The organism is Cupriavidus sp. 05T41, assembly GCF_056396525.1.
In genome coordinates this window covers 91,847-115,061 of sequence record NZ_JBFTLQ010000012.1, presented here as the reverse complement: position 1 = coordinate 115,061, position 23,215 = coordinate 91,847, and the positions used below count along the sequence as shown (strand labels likewise).

Annotated in this window: 20 protein-coding genes and 1 pseudogene; 13 read left to right on the top strand and 8 right to left on the bottom strand. The window is 62.7% G+C overall.

The annotated features are described in order from the left end of the window. Window positions 1-9: 9 nt before the first annotated feature. Both AC1DKV_RS10275 and AC1DKV_RS10270 read left to right on the top strand, forming a co-directional pair. Window positions 10-1,071, top strand: a complete 1,062-nt coding sequence (locus AC1DKV_RS10275; protein WP_441643213.1) for a phosphotransferase family protein — start codon at window positions 10-12, stop codon at window positions 1,069-1,071. Window positions 1,072-1,125: 54 nt separating this feature from the next. Next, window positions 1,126-2,283 carry a porin gene (locus tag AC1DKV_RS10270; RefSeq protein ID WP_441614062.1) on the top strand — a complete coding sequence of 386 codons (1,158 nt, stop codon included), beginning with the start codon at window positions 1,126-1,128 and terminating at the stop codon, window positions 2,281-2,283. Between the two features lie 57 nt (window positions 2,284-2,340). On the opposite strand, the gene AC1DKV_RS10265 is transcribed toward AC1DKV_RS10270, so the two are convergent. Continuing rightward, complete coding sequence (locus tag AC1DKV_RS10265; RefSeq protein WP_441614061.1) at window positions 2,341-3,723, bottom strand: MATE family efflux transporter; 1,383 nt, start codon at window positions 3,721-3,723, stop codon at window positions 2,341-2,343. A gap of 207 nt (window positions 3,724-3,930) precedes the next feature. Here AC1DKV_RS10265 and AC1DKV_RS10260 point away from each other — a divergent pair, with 207 nt between their 5' ends. Together AC1DKV_RS10260 and AC1DKV_RS10255 are read left to right on the top strand one after the other, a co-directional pair. Continuing rightward, window positions 3,931-4,809, top strand: coding sequence for a LysR family transcriptional regulator (locus tag AC1DKV_RS10260; RefSeq protein ID WP_441614060.1), 879 nt, complete (start codon window positions 3,931-3,933; stop codon window positions 4,807-4,809). Between the two features lie 282 nt (window positions 4,810-5,091). After that, on the top strand, window positions 5,092-5,559 hold the full coding sequence (locus AC1DKV_RS10255) for a cupin domain-containing protein (protein WP_441614059.1): 468 nt from the start codon (window positions 5,092-5,094) through the stop codon (window positions 5,557-5,559). Between the two features lie 235 nt (window positions 5,560-5,794). Here the strand turns inward: AC1DKV_RS10255 and AC1DKV_RS10250 are convergent, their stop codons facing one another. Beyond that, window positions 5,795-6,652, bottom strand: a complete 858-nt coding sequence (locus AC1DKV_RS10250; protein WP_441614058.1) for an oxidoreductase — start codon at window positions 6,650-6,652, stop codon at window positions 5,795-5,797. Between the two features lie 217 nt (window positions 6,653-6,869). Continuing rightward, the gene (locus AC1DKV_RS10245; RefSeq protein WP_441614057.1) at window positions 6,870-7,601 is read right to left on the bottom strand and encodes an SDR family oxidoreductase; all 732 of its coding nucleotides are present in this window, start codon (window positions 7,599-7,601) and stop codon (window positions 6,870-6,872) included. A gap of 120 nt (window positions 7,602-7,721) precedes the next feature. Here AC1DKV_RS10245 and AC1DKV_RS10240 point away from each other — a divergent pair, with 120 nt between their 5' ends. The 8 genes and pseudogenes from AC1DKV_RS10240 to AC1DKV_RS10205 all read left to right on the top strand — a co-directional run bounded on the left by AC1DKV_RS10240 (window position 7,722) and on the right by AC1DKV_RS10205 (window position 16,582). After that, window positions 7,722-8,633, top strand: a complete 912-nt coding sequence (locus tag AC1DKV_RS10240) for a LysR family transcriptional regulator (protein WP_441614056.1) — start codon at window positions 7,722-7,724, stop codon at window positions 8,631-8,633. Window positions 8,634-9,123: 490 nt separating this feature from the next. Continuing rightward, complete coding sequence (locus AC1DKV_RS10235; protein ID WP_441614055.1) at window positions 9,124-10,629, top strand: DASS family sodium-coupled anion symporter; 1,506 nt, start codon at window positions 9,124-9,126, stop codon at window positions 10,627-10,629. A 94-nt stretch (window positions 10,630-10,723) separates the two neighbouring features. Further along, window positions 10,724-10,810: pseudogene (locus tag AC1DKV_RS10230) on the top strand (hypothetical protein); the annotation flags it as partial. Between the two features lie 85 nt (window positions 10,811-10,895). Next, window positions 10,896-11,534 carry a 2Fe-2S iron-sulfur cluster-binding protein gene (locus AC1DKV_RS10225; RefSeq protein WP_441614054.1) on the top strand — a complete coding sequence of 213 codons (639 nt, stop codon included), beginning with the start codon at window positions 10,896-10,898 and terminating at the stop codon, window positions 11,532-11,534. Between the two features lie 14 nt (window positions 11,535-11,548). Next, window positions 11,549-13,198 carry an FAD-binding protein gene (locus tag AC1DKV_RS10220; protein WP_441614053.1) on the top strand — a complete coding sequence of 550 codons (1,650 nt, stop codon included), beginning with the start codon at window positions 11,549-11,551 and terminating at the stop codon, window positions 13,196-13,198. 19 nt (window positions 13,199-13,217) lie between these two features. Further along, the gene (locus tag AC1DKV_RS10215) at window positions 13,218-14,462 is read left to right on the top strand and encodes a complex I 51 kDa subunit family protein (RefSeq protein WP_441614052.1); all 1,245 of its coding nucleotides are present in this window, start codon (window positions 13,218-13,220) and stop codon (window positions 14,460-14,462) included. Between the two features lie 222 nt (window positions 14,463-14,684). After that, window positions 14,685-15,581: a hypothetical protein gene (locus AC1DKV_RS10210; RefSeq protein ID WP_441614051.1), complete on the top strand. Its 897-nt coding sequence runs from the start codon at window positions 14,685-14,687 to the stop codon at window positions 15,579-15,581. A gap of 137 nt (window positions 15,582-15,718) precedes the next feature. Continuing rightward, on the top strand, window positions 15,719-16,582 hold the full coding sequence (locus AC1DKV_RS10205; RefSeq protein ID WP_441614050.1) for a hypothetical protein: 864 nt from the start codon (window positions 15,719-15,721) through the stop codon (window positions 16,580-16,582). 106 nt (window positions 16,583-16,688) lie between these two features. Here AC1DKV_RS10205 and AC1DKV_RS10200 read toward each other — a convergent pair whose 3' ends face one another. From AC1DKV_RS10200 to AC1DKV_RS10180, 5 genes are all read right to left on the bottom strand, one after another. Beyond that, the gene (locus AC1DKV_RS10200) at window positions 16,689-17,717 is read right to left on the bottom strand and encodes a YeiH family protein (protein WP_441614049.1); all 1,029 of its coding nucleotides are present in this window, start codon (window positions 17,715-17,717) and stop codon (window positions 16,689-16,691) included. A gap of 267 nt (window positions 17,718-17,984) precedes the next feature. Further along, the gene (locus AC1DKV_RS10195; protein ID WP_441614048.1) at window positions 17,985-18,278 is read right to left on the bottom strand and encodes a hypothetical protein; all 294 of its coding nucleotides are present in this window, start codon (window positions 18,276-18,278) and stop codon (window positions 17,985-17,987) included. A gap of 110 nt (window positions 18,279-18,388) precedes the next feature. After that, window positions 18,389-18,583: a response regulator transcription factor gene (locus tag AC1DKV_RS10190; protein ID WP_441614047.1), complete on the bottom strand. Its 195-nt coding sequence runs from the start codon at window positions 18,581-18,583 to the stop codon at window positions 18,389-18,391. A gap of 42 nt (window positions 18,584-18,625) precedes the next feature. Beyond that, entirely contained in the window at window positions 18,626-20,611 is a 1,986-nt protein-coding gene (locus AC1DKV_RS10185) for an alkyl/aryl-sulfatase (protein WP_441614046.1), read from the bottom strand. A 211-nt stretch (window positions 20,612-20,822) separates the two neighbouring features. Further along, window positions 20,823-21,353: a hypothetical protein gene (locus AC1DKV_RS10180; protein WP_441614045.1), complete on the bottom strand. Its 531-nt coding sequence runs from the start codon at window positions 21,351-21,353 to the stop codon at window positions 20,823-20,825. 307 nt (window positions 21,354-21,660) lie between these two features. On the opposite strand from AC1DKV_RS10180, the gene AC1DKV_RS10175 reads away from it, so the two are divergent. After that, the gene (locus AC1DKV_RS10175) at window positions 21,661-23,091 is read left to right on the top strand and encodes a DUF2252 domain-containing protein (RefSeq protein WP_441614044.1); all 1,431 of its coding nucleotides are present in this window, start codon (window positions 21,661-21,663) and stop codon (window positions 23,089-23,091) included. Window positions 23,092-23,215: the final 124 nt, after the last annotated feature.

The window sequence follows — 23,215 nt, the reverse complement described above, 5'->3', positions numbered from 1 at the left end:
AGAATGCCTATGGAAGTCACCGCCACCCCGCCGGCGAAGGCAGCCGGCCCGTCCCCGTTCGACAGTCGTGCCCTGGCCCGGCTCCTGCTCGCCCACGGGCTGATCGACTATCCCGTGCTGTCCGTCGAGCGTCTGACGGGCGGACAATCCAACCCTAGCTACAGGATCGCCTGCGGCCCGCGGCAGTACGTCCTGCGCACCAAGCCGCCGGGCCAGTTGCTATCGTCGGCCCACGCAATCGACCGCGAGTACCGGGTAATGCAGGCGCTTCGGGACAGCGAGGTCCCCGTGCCGCGCACATTCCTCTACAGCGAGGACACCGCCATTGTTGGCAGCCCGTTCTACGTCATGGAGTTCCTGCAGGGCAGGATCCTGTTCGACCAGTCGCTGCCGGGACTCTCGCGGCAGCAGCGCTCGGCAATGTATCGCGAGATGGGCCGCGTCATCGCCGCGTTGCACCGCGTGGACCTCGACGCCGCAGGCCTGACCGACTTTGGCAAGCACGGCGGCTATATCGCCCGGCAGGTCCGGCGCTGGGCGAGCCAGTGCCGGGAGGCCGGCATGGACGACAACCCCGCTCTCGCCGCGCTTGCGGACTGGCTGCCGCAGCACCTGCCGGACAGCGACCGTACCTGCCTTGTCCACGGCGACTACCGCATGGACAACCTCGTGTTCCACCCCACCGAAGCGCGCGTGATCGGCGTGCTCGACTGGGAGCTGGCGACCTTGGGCGACCCGCTGGCCGACCTCGCCTACCACTGCATGAGCTGGCATATCCCGGCCGACCTGTGGCGTGGCATCGGCGGCCTCGACCTGCAGGCGCTCGGCATCCCCGACGAGGCAAGCTATCTCCGTTGGTACGGGAGCACCAACGGCACGCAGTCGATCGAGCACTGGGACTTTTATCTCGCCTACAACCTGTTCCGCCTCTCCGCGATCATGAACGGCATCGCCCGGCGCGCGAGGAGTGGCAATGCGACCAGCGCCGACGCCGTGGAAACAAGTCGCAAAGCGATCCCGCTGGCCGAACTTGGCTGGAAATACGCGATGCAATACGCGAATGCAGCATGACGGCAAGCAAGAAGTAACAAACAAGACCCCAGGGAAAATCAAAAGAGCCACGACATGAACATCAAGACGACCGCCCTCTTCTCACTGCTTGCCTGTTCAGGAACGACCTTTGCGCAGTCCGTCACGCTCTATGGCGTGGTGGACGCAAACGTGGAGTATGTGAACCACGCCGGCGCAGTGCCCGTTGCCACCAACGGCTTCAACCGCGGCCCGGCCAACGACGTCTACCGCCTGAACTCGGGTGGCCTGTCCGGCTCGCGCTGGGGCATGCGCGGCACCGAGGACCTCGGCGGCGGCCTCAAGTCGGTGTTCGTGCTCGAGAGTGGCTTCGGCCTCGACACCGGCGCTTCCCAGCAGAGCGGCCGGATCTTCGGGCGCCAGGCGTACGTCGGCGTGCAGAGTCCCATCGGCCAGTTCAGCTTCGGGCGCCAGTACACGTCGATGTTCGAGACGGTCGCCAACTATGAGCCCACCGCGTTCGCCACGCAGTACGAGCCCGTCGTACTGCAGACCGGCGCCAACTTCCGCGAGGACAACACGCTCAAGTACAACGGCCAGTTCGGTCCGGTCACGGCTATCGCCCACTGGTCGTTCGGCGTTGGCCTGGCCCTGCCGCAGACGGTAGGCGTGGCCACCGCAATCGGCGGCAACGGCGAGGTTCCCGGCCAGTTCCGGCGCGATACGGCTTACGGCGCGGGCGTCTCCTATTCCGCGGGCCCGATCGGGCTGATGGCGGCCTACGACCAGTGGAATCCGACCATCGGCACCGGCAGCGGCACGCTGAAAAAAGCCGCGGTGGGTGCGAGCTACGCGTTCGGAACGGCCAAGATCATGGGGGGATACCGCTGGGGCCAGAACAAGAATGCCGCGGATGTGGTGATCCAGCGGGACGATTTCTACTGGATCGGCGGCACCTACCAGGTCACGCCCGCCGTGGGTCTCACGCTCGAATACGACTACGACAACGTAAAAAGCCTGTTCGGCAACACGGGCGTGCCGAACCCCTGGCAGATCGCGCTGGTGGCCAACTACGCATTCTCCAAGCGCACCGACGCCTACCTGACCACGGCCTATGCGAAGAACGCCGGCCTGATGATGGAATCGCTGGCCACGGTGTATGCCAACAGCCTCTCGCTCGGCAACAGCTACACGCTGGGCAACGGCCAGAGCAATATGCTCGGCGTCGCGATCGGGCTTCGTCACAAGTTCTGACGGGTTTTGACTTGGCGCGCGGCGGTACGGCATGCGGTGGATTGGCCACCGCTCCATCTATCCAGGCTGCGATATCCGCTTCAGATCGGCCATGAAACGTCGCCAGAGCAGCACGCTGCTCGCGCCGAAAGCGATGCACAAGCCGAACCAAACGCCCGCGCCGCCCCATCCGAGCCAATCGCTGCAAAATAGTATCGCTGGAATGCCGATCAACCAATAGGAAATCAGGCTATTGCTCAGTCCGGCTTTCGTATTTCCAAGGCCACGCAAGAGGCCAATGCTGATATTCTGCGAAGCCGTAAAGAACTGATTGAAAACGGCGAACCAGAGCAGCGTGGTTGCTGTGGATAATATGGCAGGATCTGCGTGAGCGCCGAGAAATGGCCACAATACAATATGGGGAAAGAACAGGTAAACGAGCCCGATCGCCGTCATCGGAATAAAGCAGATTGTCATGGCGCCTCGTGCAATGACTCCGATCTCCCCATATTCCTGTTTCCCGATGGCACGGCTGACCATAATGGACGACCCGTGAGAGAGGCCGACATTGATTTGATAGACGATCTTGGCAAGCTGGTTGATGACATTGGAGGCAGCAAGCACAACAGGCCCGAAATTTCCTATCAAGATCGACGCCACGGAAGTAATTGACGCCTCGAGACCATAGGTCAGGGAGATCGGCGTTCCCATCTTCGCCATCTTGAGAACGGTCGCAGGTCGTGCTTTCCAGAAGGCGAGCGACAGAAAATCCTTCAGCTTCTCGTCCCGTTGAACGGCGCGAAGATAGACAAGGAAAGTCCATACCTGCACAAACGTCGTCGAAAGCCCGACGCCCGTCAGTCCGAGTCTGGGCAGGCCTAGCCACCCATAGATGAACATCGCGTTCAATAGCACGTTGACGGCGATGGAGACCACGGTGACCCACAAAAGCGAGCCGGGGCGGCGCATACCGACGGCGAATTGCCGCAAGACATTGAGCCAGACCATGGGTAAGAGCCCCGGCGCAAGCGTGATCATCACCGGCCTTGCCAGGGCGACGACGGTGTCATCCTGGCCGAGAAAGGTGAGGCAATAACCCAGACCGGCAAGCAAGCCGCCACCGATAAGAGCGACGACCGTGGCGAGAAACAACGCAGAGCGGACAAGGCCGCGGATCTCCTCCCGGGCAGCAGCATCGACCATTATGCTTTCCGTGCGTTTTTCGGCCCGTCCGATAGAAGCGGCAATGAGATTTCCCAAGCCTGTCACCATGCCGACGCACATGGTGCGGAACTGATTGTAAAGTAGCGTGGCAAGACCACCGGCCGCCAGCGCCTCCATGCCGATCAAGCCCATCATCATCAGATCGGTGCTCGTCAATACGATCTGCGCAAACTGAATTCCCGCAATCGGCGCGGAAAGCATGATCATGTCGCGGTAGTGACGTGGGATGGAAATCATCACAGATCTCTGGGTGCGAGTAGTTTATTGTGAAAAGAAAATTAATAAAATAATGCCGTCCCCGCCATCACCCACGCCGTGACTTTGGTGTCGATTCAATATTTTCTTGAGCGCATCGTACTTACCGAGCGGATTTTCACTTTCGATTGTGCTATATTTTTTTGCGACACTCAAACGAGTAATTTTAGGGGAGCTTGAGGAAACCTCATGCAGAACAGGCATCGCGTCTCTCTCAACGCCGTTCGGGTGTTTGCGATCGTGGCACGCACCGGGAGCCTGACGGCCGCCGGCGCTGAACTCGGCGTTACCGCCGGCGCGGTAAGCCACCAGCTCAAGAAGCTTGAAGACGAGCTTGGCGTGACCTTCTTCCACCGGGGAAATAACACCGTTTCCCTTACCGACGTGGGACAGCGGTTCTATCAGGAGGTCGCGCCGGCGATCGGGCTCATCGAGCATTCGGCCGATGCCCTGTATCGCGACGAAACCGAAATCAGCGTTCAGGCGTCAACGTCGCTTGCAGTGCGTTGGCTCATCCCGTCACTGGATCGCTTTCACGCGCTCTGCCCCGAGGCCCGCGTTCGGGTGGAAACTGGTTCCGCGCGAGGTTTGCTCGCCGTCCCGGTCTCTGATGTCAGCATCCGTTATTTCCGGGCAGGGGAAGCAGCCGAAGGATGGGAACTCCTTGCTCGCGACCTGAGCCGCCCGGTTGTTTCGCCGAGCCTGCTGGCAAGAGACACCAATCGCCGGGAGATCACCGTTTCGGACGTGCCGGCTCTTCAGCGCGCAGCCGGCAATTGGGACTGGAAGCTCTGGTGCGAAACCTTCGATATTTCGCTGGCAGAGCTTTCCTTCGCCCATGAATTCGACACCGACGATGCGGCTCTTCATGCTTGTGTTGCCGGTCTTGGGATGGTGCTCGCGCCGCCGATCCTCACGGCCAGGGAAACACAAGCCGGCGCGTTGGTGGTCCTGCCCGGATACGAGCCGGTTGAGATCGGAACATATCGTTACCAGCGCCGCTCGGAATCGCGCGTGGTCCGGCAATTCTGCAGCTGGATGGATACCGAAATGCGGAACCTCGAATGAACGGCTTTCTGTCGCGGATGCATTCACCAGCTTCGCGGTCGACAGCGGTTTCATTCCGGAAGTGAGTGGAAAGAGAACCGGCTTCCTTTTCAATACCAGAGGCGGCCCAAGGTAAATTCCCTTCCGGCTTCGGCAGCACCCTCTCCGAGATGCGATCGATTCAGTGCTTTCGGGTTTCCCCTTAATTCTGGGCGCGGATCGCGGTGAGACAATCCAGCCGGATCGCACGAATCAAGCGTCGTGACGGCGCAATGATCGCAGGCCAACCAAAGGGAGATAAATATGCATCGCCTTGCCGCTCTTTCCGCAGTCCCGGTCGCCTTTGCTTGCGGCTACCTTGCGGCCCACATGGGGCTGCCGCCCGCCCACGCGCAGACCCCGCCCGCCGCGTTGGCGCCGCAGATCATCAACCTGGCGGCCTTGACCAATGAAGACCTCGGGCCACAGGTTCCCAATATGGGCACGCTGCGCACGAGAGGGCTGGTGACGACGCCGCAAGGGACCGTTGCTGTGCAATCGGGCAACGTTCCAAAGCACTACCACACCAGCGCCGACGAGATCCAGTATGTCATCGCAGGAAAGGGAACATTCTGGCTGGGCAATGAACAGCGCGAAGTCGGCCCCGGCGACCTGATCGTCATTCCGAAGAGCGTCGCGCACGCGGGTTCGGTCGCAACCAGCGGCGATTTCAAGGCACTGGTAGTCAAGTTGCCACCGCAGGCCGCCGGCGATACCCACCTGCTGCCCTGAAACCCCGGCGCCCTGAGGGCAGTCGTAGCGAAGCGTGCCGCGCAGGAAGATGCGGCATCCATGACATGGCAGCACACCGAAGTCACGGTTGCCGCCATGCGGCTGCCGGGTTTCGTCGGCCACATCGACCGCTTCTCCTGGCAGTCATACGCCGACTGGTTCAGGTCTGGACGGTTTGCTGCGTCAAGAACGACAGCACGCGGCTCGCAACGGCCTCAGCCTGCTCTCATCGTCTTCACGCCGGAAAGTCTGTGGATTCCGACAGCGACTTCCACGCCTGCGTTTCCGTCGTCACGTACGCGTTCTTCTCGGCGATCGCCTTTAGCGTGTCGGTGCCAAGCGGCAGGCGCAACGGCGGCGTTTGCGCATCGACCAGCGTGACGAGCGCCGTTGCCAGCTTCTCCGGATCGCCCGGCTGCTTGTGATTTATGACGACTGCGAGGTCGCGCAGCTTGCCCGAGGTCTCAGCGTAGTCGTCGATGATTTCCTTGCCGACGAGGAGAGACGACGTATCCAGAAAGTCGGTGCGGAAGAAGCCCGGCTCGACGAGGGTCGCATGGATGCCAAGCGGCTTCAGTTCTGCGTGCAATGCTTCCGTGATGCCTTCGACGGCAAACTTCGTCGAGCTGTACACGCCGACCCCGGCCGCCGCTTGATAGCCGACAATGGACGAAATATTGATAACGTGACCCGAGCGCTGCTTGCGCATCACTGGTAGCACGGCGCGCGTCACGCTTAGCAGACCGAAGACGTTGGTTTCATAGATCCGGCGCACGTCGGCGTCGCTCGATTCTTCGACGGCGGCGAGCAGCCCGAAACCAGCGTTGTTGATCAGCACATCGATGCGGCCGAACCTCTCGACGGCGGCCTCGACAGCCGCCTTGACCTGCGCGCCGTCCGTCACGTCCAGTGCGACAGGGAACAATGCGGACGACTCGCCGAGACGCTCGGCAATTGCGGCGGCGTTGCGGCCCGTGGCGACGACGGCGTTGCCATCGGCAAGGGCTGCCTTGGCCATCAGCGCGCCCAGGCCGCGTGAAGCGCCCGTGATAAACCAGACGCGCTTGAACTGTTGCTTGGTGAGGTTGCTCATGATCTTGCTCCTGCATTGGTGGTGAAAGCGTCGATGGCCAAGCGTTATCCGCATCGAGATAGCGGAATGACGCTGCCTGACGGTGGGTCAAACCCGGATGAAATTGGTGGGTCGGTATTCGGTCGAGATCCAGCACTGCGGGCTTATCGGATTGGCATCTGACGTAACTCGCTGAACTTCCTCATCGGCTTAAGCACTTCCCTGCCCGCCGCGACCCTCAGAAATCCTGCACGGTGGGGCGGATCACGATCTCGTTGACGTCGACCGAATCTGGCTGCTCGACCGCATAGGCGATGGCCTGTGCGATGGCATCGGCCGGGATGGCCATCTTGTAGAAATCGACGACGAAGTTGCGGCTGTCCTCATGCCCGGAGCCGAACTTCAGTTCGGTGTCGACCGCCCCCGGCGAGATCACCGTGGTGCGGATGTGGCCGCCGACCTCGTGGCGCAAGCCTTCGGAAATGGCGCGCACCGCGAACTTCGTGCCCGAGTACACCGTCCCTCCGGGACTGAAGACTTTCAGGCCCACGACCGACGCGATGTTGACGAAGTGACCCGATTGCTGCCTTTCGAAGACTGGCAACGCCGCTGCGATACCGTAGAGAAGACCCTTGATGTTGATGTCGATCATGCGATCCCATTCGTCTGTCTTGCGCAGCGACAGGGGCGCGATGGCCATCAGGCCGGCGTTGTTGACCATCACATCCAGGCGGCCGTGTTGCGATACGACGTCGCCAATCAAGCGATTGACCTGCGCCTGGTCAGTGACGTCGACCTGGTGAACGGATGCCTTGCCGCCCTTTGCCCGGATTTCGGCGGCGATGCGCTGAAGACTGCCGAGCCGGCGAGCGGCCAAGGCGACCGTGGCGCCTTTCGTGGCAAGGAGCTTGGCGGTGGCTTCTCCGATTCCGCTGGAAGCACCGGTAATGATGACGACGTTGTTAGCCATGGTATCTCTCCGAAAGGCGCTGGATTGCGTGGAGAGAAGTCTGGCCGAGGAATCTATTTTTGATTAGACTGGAATATGTGGAATCTCTTTTCCATCCATGCAAAAGTCCCACATGTCCACATGACCGAACTGGCCGACCTGAATGACATCGCCGTCTTCGTCCGAGTGGCGCAATTCGAGAGCTTCAGTCGCGCTGCACTAGCCCTTGGCATGCCCGTTTCCACCGTCAGCCGCAAGGTGACGGCGCTCGAGGAACGCCTTGGCGTGACGCTGCTGCAACGCACGACCCGCAAGCTCAGCCTGACCGCGCAGGGACGAGCCTATTTCGATCAGTGCAGCGAGCCGCTGAGCCATCTGTACGACGCGGAGCGCGTGATCACCGAGACGCAAAAAAAGCCGGAGGGCCTGCTGCGCATCTCCGGTCCCGTGATGCTGGAACAGGAGCCGTTCTACGCATTTCTGTCGTCGTTTCTAAGGAACTATCCGCGCATCCAGGTGGATCTTTACTTCACCAACGTTTTCGTGGACCTGATCGCCGAAAACGTCGACGTCGCGATCCGCTTCGGTGACTTGCGGGACTCGAGCCTTGTCGCGCAACGCGTGGGAAGAAGTATCAGGCACCTGGTCGCCTCCCCCGAATACGCACGGAATCACCATCTCCCGGCCCGGCCCGCAGACATCAGCCAACATCCCTGCGTGCTGATCAACGCCCGGAACAACGAGACGGAATGGCATTTGGTCAGCGGACGAAAGTCAGTCAACGTTCGCGTAACGGGCCCCGTCGCCGCGCGCGACTTTCACATCGTCAGCGCCTTTGCGCTCCGCGGTCACGGCATCGCACTCCTTCCTTCCGGCTATTCCGATGCGCATATCGCCCGCGGGGAGCTCGTTCGCATCTTGCCGGAATGGTCGTCACCGGAAATATTCGTTCATGCCGTCTATCCGACTCGCCGCTTCACGCCGTCAAAGCTGAAAGCGTTTCTCGATGCGCTGAAAGCGTGGGAAGGCCCCCTTTGGCTTCCATTGCGATGAAGCGTTCTACGACTTTACGTCGCGAACGCTTGGTCGTCCCCCGACCGCGGTGGGCGCGAGCGATGTCGCCGGGGCGCTTCATGCGCGCGGAACACTATCTCGCGGCCGTGTCGGACACGCGCGAAGAACACCCGCGGATCTGACAGGCGCTGCGACGCCCGGAGTGTCACAGTAGCGACACTTCTCGCATGGACAGGGCGCAGGTGCCAGGCAAATTTGGCACCGAAATGGTGCATACCGGTCAGCTCAGCAGCGCGGATCGTGTGGTTAGCCCCTCCGCGTCCAACTCGCCCCTGTCAACTCGTCTCCGGCGAGCTCCATCCTTGTAAGTTCTTCATCCTCCCTTCGAAAAGATTCACTTCTGCTCGCGAGGCCCATCGTTCAGGATCTCTTGAGAAATGCTACGCCGCCGGAAGGCACAGTTCGCGTCGACAGATGCGAGGACCTTGGCTGTCTTTATTCACCGTGTCCTTTTCGGGGAGGTTCGGAGATGCTCGCCAAGATCGTCGCGATGTATCGCTACTTCATGTCCGTGGTGCCCTTCCGGCTGACGCCGGCCATCATCACCACGGCCGTACTTGTCACGTTGCTGCTGATGCCCGCGCCGGCTGGCTTGAACGCGGACGCCTGGGATCTGGTGGCCATTTTCCTGACCACGATCGTCGCAATCATTCTCAAGGTGATGCCGATCGGTGTGATGGCAATGATGGCAATCGTGATCGTGTCACTGGCGCAAGTGACCTCGAACTCGTCCAAAGGCGCCATCGCCGATGCGCTGAGCAGTTTCTCGAATCCGCTGATCTGGCTGATCGTCGTGGCCATCCTGATCTCGCGCGGGCTGAAGAAAACGGGGTTGGGCAATCGCGTCGGCCTGATGTTCATCGCGCTATTGGGCAAGCGCACCGTCGGCATCGGCTACGGGCTTGCGATCTGCGAGCTGGTCCTGGCGCCATTTACGCCCAGCAACACCGCGCGCGGTGGCGGCATTGTCCATCCGATCATGCGGTCGATCGCCGGCGCTTTCGACTCTGATCCGACCAAGGGGACTGAGGGCAAGGTCGGCACCTACCTGGCGCTGGTCAACTACCATGCCAACCCGATCACGTCGGCCATGTTCGTGACCGCCACCGCGCCGAACCCCTTGGTCGTCGACTACGTGGCCAAGGCCAGTGGCCAGTCGCTGCACCTGACCTGGACCACCTGGGCGCTGTGCATGCTGCTGCCCGGCCTGCTCTGCCTGTTGCTGATGCCGCTTGTCGTTTTCGTGCTCTGCCCGCCCGAACTGAAGGCGACGCCCAACGCCATCGATTACGCCAGGGGCGAGCTTGCCCGCATGGGCCCGTTAAGTGGAAAGGAGCGGGTCATGATGGGCGTGTTCGCCATGATGCTGGTCCTGTGGGCCAACGTGCCGGCGATGATCATGGGCCCGGCTTTCACCCTCGATCCGACCGTGGTCGCATTTCTCGGCCTCTTCGCCTTGATCATCACCGGCACGATCGACTGGGATGATGTGTTATCGGAGAAGAGCGCCTGGGACACCTTGATCTGGTTCGGCGCCCTGGTAATGCTCGCGGAACAGCTCAACAAGCTTGGCGTGATCGCATGGTTCTCGGCCGATATGCGCGATGCCATCGCCGCCAGTGGAATGGGCTGGCTCTCGATTGCCGCCGTGCTGGTGCTGGCGTTCGTCTTTTCCCACTACCTGTTCGCGAGTACCACGGCGCATATCAGCGCGATGATGCTGGCCTTTCTCACCGTGGGCGCTCACCTGATCCCGCCACCCTATGTCCCGCCTTTCATGCTGATGATGGCGGCCGGCTCCGCGATCATGATGACGCTGACCCACTACGCCACCGGCACATCGCCAATCATCTTCGGCAGCGGCTATGTGACGATGGGACAGTGGTGGCGGGTCGGCGCGGTGATGTGCGTGCTGGAACTGACCATCTTCGCCGTGGTAGGGGGTACCTGGTGGAAGATTCTGGGATTCTGGTGAGCCGGGCAAGGGCCGGTTCACGCATGAAAGCACAAGGCGGATTTGCTGGTGAGCCAATTGCAACGCCGGGGATTGCCCTCCTGCGAAGAGGTGGCAGTCCGGTACGCAGGCTGGTGCGAAGGAAATACGCGTGCGTCGCATCGGACGGAACGGACCCATAGCGATTCCCCCGCTAGCATAACCGCCTGTGTGCTATGGTTTATATGACCTTTTCGGCAAGTGCGCCAGTGTGGCGCGAGCGCCGCCAGACGACAGGGTGCAAGAAGATGGTACGCCTCACCATCGAAGGCCATCAGATCGACGCCCCACCCGACTGCTCTATCCTGCAAGCGTTTCTCCACGCCGGGGAGACCCTCGTGGAAGGCGTCGGCTGCATGGGTCAGGGCGTGTGCGGGTCCTGCCGTGTGCTGGTGCGGCGCAGCGGCGAGCCGGAGGTGAACACGGCGCTCGCCTGCGAGACCCTGATCGAGGAAGGCATGCAGGTGGCCTCGCTCGACTATTTCACTGCCCCGGCACGCCACGTCTATCGCATGGAGGATCTGGACGATAGCTGGCAGGTCCTGCACGTCATCGAGCAAACATTCCCGGAAGCCTCCCATTGCCGTCACTGCAGCGGTTGCGATCGCGCATGCCCGAAGGGACTCGACGTGCAGCGCGGGGTAAACCTCGCCGTGGAGGGAAAGCTGGCGGAGTCTGGCCGCGTCTTCGACGAATGCGTCATGTGCAATCTCTGCACGCTGGCCTGTCCCGAGCTGATCCGGCCCAACCACCTCGGCCTGTTCGTGCGGCGGATGACCGCGTCGCTGTCGCTACGGCCGGCGAATCTGATGCGCCGGCTGCAACAGATCGAGAACGGCGAGATGAAGATCGATTTCGATGCGCCGGGCGCGCGCCCGCCAGGCTGACGGGACAACAGATCATGCCTGCCGGCATCCCTTATGACGACGCCCGCCAGCGCTACCGGCCAGGCATGACGCCGGCGGTACGCAGCGATGACTCGTCCGTCGATGCACTCCTGAAAGGCTTTCACCCGGACCATGGCCCGAATGCGCGCGTGTCCTTGGTCGTCGGGGTGAACCGAGGTGATCCGTGCCAGCCCGATCTCGCGCGTCAGTTGCAAGCCAACGCGCTGATCGACGACGTGGATATTGCAGGTGCCCAGCTCACGACCACCGACGTGCTGGTGATCGGTGGTGGCGGTGGCGGATGTGCGGCCGCGCTCACCGCTGCGAAGCAGGGCGCGCGGGTCATCCTGGCCACCAAGCTGCGTCTCGGCGACAGCAATACCGTGATGGCCGAAGGCGGCATCCAGGCTGCCATCGGCGAGGACGACAGCCCGCAGTTGCACTTCGAGGACACCCTGCGCGCCGGCCATTTCCAGGGCGATCCCGAGCTAGTCGCGCAGATGGTAATGGATGGGCCCGATGTGATTCGCTGGCTGATCCGGCTCGGCATGATGTTCGACCAGGAGGAGGATCGGCTCCCCGGCGGCAACCTCATGCGGAAGAGGCCGGGGGGAGCTTCGGCCGCCCGCATTCTTTCCTACCGGGACTATACCGGGCTCGAGATGATGCGGGTACTGCGCGAGGCGGTGGACCTGGACGCCGCCATCGACGTGTGGAACCGATGCCCGGTGGTCGAACTGCTGACCGACGAGCGGGGAAACTGCGCCGGCGCGGTGATCTACAACCTCGAATGGCGCACCTTCGTCCTGGTGCGTGCCCATGCCGTGATCCTCGCCACCGGGGGCGCGGGACGCCTGCACCTGAATGCCTTCCCGACCTCGAATCACTACGGCGCCACCGCCGACGGCCTCGTGCTCGCGTACCGGATCGGCGCCCGGCTGCGCGAACTCGATTCGTTCCAGTACCATCCCACCGGCATCGCATACCCGCCGCATCTCGCTGGCGGACTCATCTCGGAGGCAGCACGTTCCGCCGGGGCGAAGCTGATCAATGGGGAAGGCGAGCGCTTCGTGGACGAACTCAAGCCGCGCGACGTCGTCGCGTCGGCGATCCTGCGCGAGTGCGCGGAGGGACGCGGCATCACGCGTGGTGGGCAGGTGGGGGTCTTTCTCGATACGCCGACGCTCGAAATGGAGAATCCCGGCATCCTGGCCAAGCGCCTGGTCACGCTGAGCCATCTTGCGCGCAAGTGCGGCCAGGACCCGGCGCGGGACCCCTTCCTCGTCTATCCGACGCTCCACTACCAGAACGGCGGCGTTGCGATCGACAAGGATGGCGCCACGGGCGTCGGCGGGCTGTATTGCGTTGGCGAGGTGACGGGCGGCATTCACGGCCGCAACCGGCTGATGGGAAACGCGCTGCTCGACATCCTGAGCATGGGGCGGCGCGCAGGCGCCAGTGCCGCCGGACCGCGGCGCGGGGTCATGGCCAGTCGTGCAGGAATCGGCCACGTACATGCTTGGCAGCGGGAACTGACGCTCGCCGGGCTACCCCTTCATGTCAAGGCGCCGATGCTGTTCCCTGGCTACGCGCATTTCGACTTGCGCGTCGATGCCGGACTACATTCCGGCGCCCGGGGCCGGGTGGTCAGCGGTGTCCGGTGAGCGTTACTCGGAGCGAGCGATGACACACCTGAACCAGGTTCTCCTAAAGGAAGACATCCAGCTTGGCGCCGACCTGCTCGCATGGCTTGCCACGGGCGGCGGAGAGGGGCTCGCGAAAGCCCTGCGCGAGCCGGCGACAATCATCGCCGAGATCGAGCGGGCCGATCTGCGCGGCATGGGCGGCGCCGGCTTCGCGACGCATCGCAAATGGGCGCCAGTCGCCGCTGCGCCTGACGGCGACAAGTACATCATCTGCAACGGTAACGAAGACGAGCCGGGCACGTTCAAGGACCGCTTTCTTCTGCAGCACACGCCACACCAGGTCATCGAGGGCGCGCTCATTGCCGCCGCGGCCACCCGTGCCAACCACGTCGTCCTGTACGTCAATCCGCACCAGCCAGAATCCCTCGCGGCGACACGCACAGCGGTCGGGCAATGGCTGGAGCATCCGCTGTTCGCCGAGCTCGAGCGGCTGGTGGGCAAGCAAGTCACCCTGGGGATCGTGCCCAGTTCGGGGCTGTACATCGGGGGCGAGGAGACCGCGGTGATAGCCAGCGTCGAGGGCGGGTTCCCCTTCCCGCGCCGCAAGCCGCCATTCCCGGCCGAGCACGGCGTGCGTGGCGCGCCAACCATCGTCAACAACACGGAGACCCTGGCCCACGTCCCCGGGATTCTGCGCCACGGCGCGCAATGGTATCGGGACCTCGGCATCGGGAATGCCACGGGAACAAAGCTCCATTCGCTTTCCGGGGACGTGCTGCGCCCCGGCCTGTACGAGTTGCCAATGGGCACGCGTCTCGAGTCGCTGGTATTCGAGCATGGCGGCGGCATGTTGCAGGGCAAGGAGTTCAAGGCGGTCTTTACCGGTGGCCCCTCCAATACCCTGCTGACGAAACGCGATCTCGATGTCGCGCTGGATTTCGATTCGGTGAGGCTGCGGCGCTCACGGCTGGGTACCGGCGCAATGATCGTCGTATCGGAAGGCACCAGCATCGTGCGCAAGGTTGCCGAGTACGTGAGCTTCTTCGCTCAGGGCTCGTGCGGCCAGTGTCCTCCATGCAAGGGTGGAACCTTCCAGTTGATGCGGCTGCTCAACCGGATCGACACCGGCCGGGGCGTGCGTGCCGACCTGGAGGCGCTGGAGAACCTGTGCAATATCCTGCCCGGCAGCGGACGCTGTGGCCTGATCGACGGTGCCGTGACGGTAGTGGAGAGTTCGCTTCAGCAATTCCGGGAGGAATACGAGGCGCCTCTGGCGGCATAGGCGCGCAAGGCTCCATTGGATCTGGCCAGCGGGACCGGCAGTCGTCACGGAACGGCACAGGTCACCGTTCGATCTGCGGCAGACCAGATGCATTGCCATCAACTGCACAAGGCATTGTCTGGCGGCGCTGGCAAGCATCCATGGGGCAGGCGACTGACGCGGGCGTCTGTGTCTGCGTGTTGATCGGCTTGGGGTTCGGATCCAAGAGCGGAGGCGTAAAGCATGGAAAACGCACCACAAGGCGTTCTGCCCGACGCGGATTATGGCAAGAAGCGGCTTGCGAAGCCCGGCAGGAACCGTCTGGGTGTCACTCTCGTCCTTGCAATCGCGGCCGGCCTGGCTCATGCGGAATCGCCGGATGCGAATGGATGGCGTTTTGCGATCGGGCCATACCTCTGGTTACCCAATGTGAGCGGAGCCTTCGGCTTCTCCGGATCGTCTTCGACCGGAGGTGGCAGACTCGACGTGGGAACGGGGCCGGACAGCTATCTCCAGAATCTGCAGTTCCTGCTCATGTTGCAGGCCGAGGCCAGCAAGGGAAACTGGACGATCCTGGCCGATGCTGCCTATCTGGATTTCGGTCACCAACAGACCACCGTCAATGCCGTCGGCGCGGGGAACGGTGCCAGGGTTGTCATACCGCGCGATGTGACAACCGGAACAGGCAGCAGCCTGAGCGGTGGCCTGTTCGGACTTGCTGTCGCTTATACCGGGCAGCGCGTGTCCTGGGGCACGATCGAACCACTCGGCGGGCTTCGGTACCTGAACCTGAGCGCGAACGCGAACTGGACACTGTCTGCCACGTTCACGGAACAAGGCGCGACGCTTGCGAAAGACGGGAGCCTGTCGCAGACGGCCAATATCATCGACGGCATCATCGGTGTTCGCGGGCGTATCCGACTTGGCGACTCGGGCAGATGGTACATGCCCTATTACCTGGACGTCGGTGCCGGCTCCGCCAGATATACGGTGCAGGCATCCGGAGGGGCGGCGTACGCAGCAAAATGGGGCGATGTGCAACTGACTTACCGCTACCTGACCTTTTATCTGGGTGGCGACGACCTGGTGCAGAGGCTGACACTCAAGGGGCCCATGCTGAGTGCCGTGTTTCGCTTCTGAGCCCCTCGCCCTTTCAGGAAGACACCGTTTCGGGGAGCCTGTTGGCACGCGGGACACTTTGTCGGAGCCGGGGGAAATAGCCAGAACTGGCCCCTGTCACTTTGTCCGATCATCGATGCAGCGTCCGGGAGTTCTCCGTGGCAGATGCACCCAAGACAACTATCGGCGCGGGCGCGACCGCGCCGCCGGAGGATGCGCCGATGCGCGAGCCGGTGCCGGACGTGGTGGACCGGGTCTCCGAGATGGGCTGGCCCGGGAGCTGGTTGACGCGGTCATGTTCCTGGTTCGCACGCCGGCGGGACACGGCCGGCGCCTCTCCCTCGCAATTGCCGTCAGGAACTCGCTGGGTGGCTCGGATGCGAGCCGCCTCCATGTTGCTGGCCACCACGCTGGCCGTGGGCGGTGTCCGCGCACAGGAACCGCCCCAGCCCGCGCCGGACGGCGCAGCACAGCCTGCCGGCGCACCGTGGACTTTCTCGGCGACAGGCTACTGGAACATGCCGCGTGAGAGCGGCGACTACCTCAGCGGTATCTTCATTGCGGAAAAATCGCAGCTCCACCTCGAGGCAAGAACCAACTACGAGGCGAAGCACTCGCAGTCGGCATTCATCGGCTGGACATTCTCGGGAGGCGAATCCGTCCAGTTCAAGGCGACGCCTATCGTCGGATTCGTGGGAGGCTCCACGCATGGTGTGATCGGCGGACTCGAGGCCAGCGTGGCCATACGCAAGTTCGACTACTACATCGAAGCCGAATACTTGAATCCACATGGAGACGAATCGGGCTATCTCTATGCCTGGAGTGAACTCGGATTCCGCCCGATCGAATGGCTGAGACTCGGTGTCGTCGCCCAGCGTACCCGGATCTACGGGGGGAGCCGCGATCTCCAGCGAGGCGGCTTTTTACAGGTCACGGTGCGCAAGTTCACCGCAGGCTTTTACTGGTTCAATCCCGGCTCATCCGATCAGGTCGCGATCCTTTCACTGGGTGTCAGCTTCTAGCGTGACTCGCCTGGGTTATCCCTTCCTCTCTATCGCCCTGGCGCGCACGCATGGGCGGCCTTGCCGGACAATGCGGTCCGCGACGCCAGGCCCCGTGGTTGCCAAACTAGAATCGCACCACCACCAGCATGCCGTAGAACAGCACGGCCAGGAACAGCGTCTCGAGAACCATCAGCGCCACCGGCTTCCAGCCTACGGACAGGATATCCTTGAGGTGGGTCTTCATGCCGATCGACACCATGGACATGACCAGGCACCACTGCGAAGCAAACTGCCCCGCCTTTACCAACCCCGGAGGCAACCAGCCTGTGCTGTTGATCGCCACCAGCACCGCGAAGGCCACGGCAAACCATGGCAGCAGCGGCGGGCGCGGCCCCTTTCCGGCTTCCCCTTGTGCCCGCTGATGCCGCTGCGACAACCAGGCTGCCAGCGCGATCACCGGCAGCAGCATGGCCACGCGCATCAGCTTGATCAGCGTAGCCGCATCACCAGCTTCATGCGAGATGCTGTAGCCGGCCCCCACGACCTGGGCCACGTCATGGATGGTTCCGCCAATAAAGGCTCCGGCCTGCAAAGAAGGCAGGGCCAACAGTTGCGCGAGCATCGGATATAGCACCATCGCGACCGTCGATAGCGTGCTCACGGAAATTACCGTGAACAGCGTCGCGCGCTCCTTTAGCGGATGCTGTGGCATGGCTGCCGACAGGGCCAGCGCCGCGGAAGCACCGCAGATCGCCACGGCACCCCCGGTGAGCAAGCCGAAGAACGTCTGGAACCCCATCATTCGGGCCAGCACGATGCCGCACAATATGGTCAGCGCCACCGCCAATACGACCATGGCAACGGAGTGCCAGCCCAGCGCCGCTACCTGCGAGGCAGTGATGCGTAATCCCAGCAAGGCCACCCCCAGCCGAAGCACCTGCTTGGCACTGAAGTCAATACCGGAAGCAGTGGAGGATTCTCGGGACAGGAAGTTCAGCGCCATACCCAATAGCAAGGCGAACAGCATCACCGGCGCCTGGTAATGCGAGGCGAGCGACATGGCTGCGACTGTTACCACCGCGCTGATGACCATGCCGGGCAGATTGCCCCGGAACGTACTTAACAAGCTCGGATTCAGAAATTTCACGGACATGGATGTCTCTCCGACGGGTCGACGACGTTCGCCACCCATCTCGGTATCAGGCCCGCTAACTTTGGCAAACCGGGAAGCGCTGGCGGACACACTCTGCAAGTTCCCGGTTAGCAAGCATGCGACACGGGACCCGGTGCCCGCCATGCAACGGATGCCAACGACTTTGCATTCCATGCCACCGTCGATGGTGAGCCGCTCCTGAAGCACATCGCATCGGCATCCTGGACCAGTGCCAGCACCACCAGACATGCTGGCGAGGTGCTGCGGTCAGGCGGCGCGTTGCCCGGGGTGCTGCAGGCTGCCCTTCAGTTCCTCGCGTTCGGTGAAGGTCGGGTTGGCCTGCCAGCCGACTAGTTCGTCGTGCCAGCTCTCACACGCGTTCCGGTCGAACTCGAAGTCCTCATCCAGCCGCCCGCCGTCGCGCAAATAAGCGCCGATCACCTGGGTGCCATCCCAGTAGGCAACGGCCACGTCGGAGAAATCGGCCGTGGTTCCGATCGGCATGTCGCGTAGCAACATCGCCAGGTTTGCCTTGAACGCTCGGAATTCTTGGGAGGTCATGGCGGGCTCCGGTGCGGGGGAGGAAGATGATGGAAGGTTGCACCTGATCTTTCGGCGCGTCAATTTGGAGCGTTGACCGGCGCTTCGTGGGCTGATGCCACGCGTGCGCGTCAACGCTCACAGAGCGCCAGCTTGCGGGCCGCGATGATGGCCTCGTAGCGGCTTGACACCTGCAGCCTGACGAAGATCTTCTTGAGGTTCCACTTCACGGTCTGTACGCTGATATTGAGCGTCAGTGCGATCCGCTTGTTGGACATGGATTGCTCCAGCAGCGCAAGGACTTCCAGCTCACGGCGCGTCAGCACCGGCGCCGGATCGCCCGGTCCGCCAGCCGCGCCAATTCCTGATTACGGTGTCACGATGTTGAACCAGAACTCGAACGTATCGAGGTAACTCACCAGCTCGTCCAGTTTCATCTGGTTGCCGGTGACCTTCGCGCTACCGTTCTTTACTGCATCCGCCATCTTGGTCTGGCCCAGGATGACGCCGTTCAGCGTATCGCGTGACATCGTGATGTTGGCATCGGCCTGCTGCGCCTGCACGCCCGCAGTGTGATTGAGCACGCCGTTCTCAAGTTCCAGCAGGTAGGTCCCCTCCGGTTTGCCGAGGTCGACATTGAGCACGACATGAGCGTTGGCTGCCTTGGCGCGGTTGACGCGCACGCTGAGGTAGTCGAAGAACATCTCCGGCGTCATCGCCTTCACTGTATCGCCACTGGCCGTGTTCGGCGTCGGCAGCTTCTTCACGCCCTCGCGCAGTTCCTTGGCGCCGCTGAGGTAGAAGTTGCGCCACGGGCCGGACTCGGCCTGGTAGCCGAGTTGCTCGAGCGCATCGGCCTGCAGGGCCTTGGCGGCCTGGTTCGACGGATCGGCGAACACAACGTGGTTGACCACCTGCGCGACCCAGCGGTACTCGCCGCGGGCGTAAGACTGCCTTGCCTTGGCCAGCACAGCGTTGGCGCCGCCCATGAACTCGACGTAGCGCTTGCCGGCTTCCGCCGGCGTCAGCTCGTCCAGTGTGGCCGGGTTTCCGTTGAACCAGCCGAGGTAGAGCACGTAGGTCGCCTTGACGTCATGGCTGACCGAGCCATAGTAGCCCCGGTTGGCCCACATCAGCGCAAGGCCCGGCGGCAGCTTGAACTTGTCTGCGATCTCGACCATCGTCTCGCCCTGGTTGGCGAGATGCAGCGTTTCGTCGTTGATGTAGCGGTACAGGTCGCGCTGCTGGCGCAGTAGCTTGACGACGTTCTCGCGCCCGAAGGTCGGCCAGTGGTGCTGGGCGAACATGACGTCTGCCTTGGCGCCCCACATGGTCAGCGCCTGGTTCAGGTACTTGGACCACGGCAACGGTTCGCGGATCTTGGCGCCACGCAGCGAGTAGGTGTTATGCAGTGTGTGAGTGCAGTCCTCGGCGGCGGATATTGCGCGCTTCTCTTCGATATACCAGAGCATCTCCGATGGCGCTTCCGACCCCGGCGCCATCAGGAACTCATAGGTCAGCCCGTCGATCGTGCGCTTCTCGCCCGTCTTGGTGATGGTTTCGGTGGGAAGCAACAGCGTCACGGTGCCGGCAGATGTCGTGGTGCCCAGCCCTGCGCCCACCTGGCCCTTCGGGTCGGGCGGCAGCAGGTTTCCGTACATATAGCTGGCGCGGCGGCTCATGGCATTACCCGCCATGACATTCTCGGCGACGGCCGCTTCGAGGAAGCCTTCCGGCGCGTAGATCTTGACCTTGCCAGATGCCACATCCGCCGCGTCCACCACGCCGCGGACGCCGCCGTAGTGGTCGACGTGGCTGTGCGTATAGATAACCGCCTTGACCGCCTTGCGGCCCCGGTTGGCGTAGTAGAGCTCGATGGCGACCTTTGCCGTCTCTTGCGAGACCAGCGGGTCTACCACCGTGATCCCTTCCTTGCCCTCGATGATGGTCATGTTCGACAGATCCTGGTTACGGACCTGATAGATGCCATCGGTGACCTGGAACAGCCCGCTGATATTGATGAGCTGCGCCTGCCGCCAGAGGCTCGGGTTGACGGTGCCAGGCGCGGCCGATCCCTCCTTGATGAAGGCGTACTGCTGCGGATTCCAGATCGGGTTCCCCGACGTACCCTTGATGATGGCGTCCGGCAGCGCCGCGATAAAGCCGCGGTGCGCGTCATCGAAATCCGAGCGGTCGGCGAAAGGCAGCTCGCCAAGCAGCTTCTGGTTGGCGGCCCTGGTAGCACTGGTGGCGTCCTTGCGCGCGTCCTGCGCCATGCCCGGGCCGGCGTGCAACAAGGCGGCGGCCGCGGCCAGCGCAACGCCTCTGGCCAGTACGTTGCGATCCGTGGTCATTCCTTACCCCTGTTCCAATGTGTTTGAGGGCACCTCGAACGGGCACGCGCTGGCGTTGCCGAGTGCTGAAAAATACTCTGCCAAGGCAAGTGAAAACAGAAGTGAATTTTTTCGCTACGCGTTCTGAATTGAATCGCATGGCCCATGCCGCATGCCGCACATGTGCACCCGGCAAACCGGCGGGTGAAATGCGTATCGCCGAGCCGTGGCTTTATGGCCTGGCACTCCTCTCCACGACGCTCCGCGGCAGAGGACCAAGGAAGATCGCCTTGAGCCTCTCCCGGCCCAAGACGCGACCCAGCTCGGCGATCACGCAATAGTTGAGGATTAGCGTCACGAGCAGTATCTGGATCGCCCAGAACTGCGGCCAGTTGATTCCAACGAGCAACTGGTGGTTGGCGGCGGCCAGGCCAGGAGCGTCCTTCCAGTAGTCGTAGAGGCGTTCCAGGTAGTGCACGAACAACGCCACCACCATGTAGATCGCCGTCTTCCAGAGGACATTCCAGATCAGCGGCTTCTCGGGAAAGCGGTTGATGAACGGAAGCATGTTGGCAACGAGCACCGACTTGCCGAGGATCAGTGCAGCAAGGAGGACGGAGGCCGACGCAGGCAGCGAGACCCCTGTGCCGCGGAGCATCAGGGCACGGATGATCGCCACGACGTGGAGCGCGATAAAGAAGAAGATCGTCGGCGGCAGCATTTCCATGAATTCATGCTTGAGTGTGGCAGCCAGCTTACCCATCGCAGTCTCCTGAAGTGAATGCACCGGCCCGGCCCACCCAAGGTGCCGCAATCGACACAATCGAGCCTTGCCAATGCCAAGACACAATAGGACACCTTTCCCGGCCCAGCGCGGTAATTTGCCCGCGATGCGATTGAATTGCACCTAACCTTGAGTAAGCGATGATGCTCACCGCCATCAGCGCCGGCCAGTCGCCGGCGCATGCGTGGGGCTCTGCTTCGCCGCGTTTGCGTCCCGTATGGGCTTGCGTGCAAGTGCCGCCCATTCGGGATGTGCCCACGTATGCCCAACAACAAGGAGACGATCCATGGCCAGGGCGGACAACAAGAAACGCACCCAGAAGGGTGGCCAACCGACTTCCGCATCGATCTATCTCACCGCAGACGAGCGCGCCGCCAAAGGCCGGGCCCTGCGCGATGATGTGCCGCGCTCTTCCCAATCCGGCTGGAAGGCCGCGCGCAATCGCAAGGATCCGGTGGCACTGCTGGACGCATCGAACACGGGCCGGATACTGGAGCTGGTGCCGATCCGCTTCGGCCGCATGTCAGCCTCGCCCTTTGCCTTCTACCGGGGCGCGGCCGCGATCATGGCAGCCGACCTGGCAACCGCCCCCTCCAGCGGCATTCGCGTACAGAGTTGCGGTGACGCGCACCTGATGAACTTCGGCGGATTTGCCACGCCGGAGCGCAATGTCATCTTCGATATCAACGACCTCGACGAGACCCTTCCGGCTCCCTTCGAGTGGGACCTGAAGCGACTCACGGCCAGCATCGTGATCGCGGCCGACCATCTGGCACTACCCAGGAGCGACGCGGCACGCGTGGCGACTGACTCCGTGCGCGAGTACCGGGAGCGAATGCAAAACTACGCGGGGATGCGCGCGCTCGATGTCTGGTACGACCGCATCGACCTGCAGAAGTACGAGGACCGTAGCGGCGATCCCAAGATCGTCGAGATGACGCGCAAGCGGCTGGCCGAACGCATCGCCGCGGAACGGCGCAAGTCGGTACCCGACCACCTGTATCCGAAGTTTGTCGTGGAGGAAGGTCTGCATCCGAGGATCAAGGACGAGCCGCCGCTGATCTTTCATCCGTCTGAAGAACAGGCGCCCGGCCTGTCATCGGGCTACGAGGAGGCCATCGCGCGGTACCGCGAGAGCCTGCCCGACCATACGCGGGTGCTGTTCGACCGCTTTCACTTCTTCGACATGGCCATCAAGGTTGTCGGCGTCGGCAGTGTCGGCACGATGTGCGCCGTGTGCCTGTTCATGGCGGCCGATAACGACCCGCTGTTCCTGCAGGTGAAGGAGGCGCGGGCGTCGGTGCTGGAGCCCTATGCTGGCAAGAGCGTGTACGACAATCACGGCCAGCGCGTGATTGTGGGCCAGCGGCTGATGCAGGCCGCCAGCGACGTGTTCCTGGGCTGGACCCGGGGCAAGAATGGTCGGGACTTCTACATCCGGCAGTTGCGCGATATGAAGATGTCGGCCGTCATCGAGGACTGGGATAGCGGCATGCTCAGGCAGTACGGCCGGATGTGCGCCCATGCCCTGGCCCGTGCGCACGCGCGGACGGGCGACGCCGCGGTCATGGCGGGCTACATGGGCTCCGGCCAGACCTTCGATGACGCGATCGGCGAGTTCGCCACCGAATACGCATCACAGAACCGGAGCGATTTCCGGGCGTTTCTCGCCGCGATTCGGGAGGGACGCATCCAGGCGACGATCGAGGACATCTGATCTGCATGGGACATCATCGGGCCGGAAGCCGACAAGCTGCCGGCCCGCTTCTTATCTCGACGCCGAGGCTTGCGCCGCCTTAAGTGACGCGCCTGGACGGCGATACGGTGAACTCGCCCGGCTG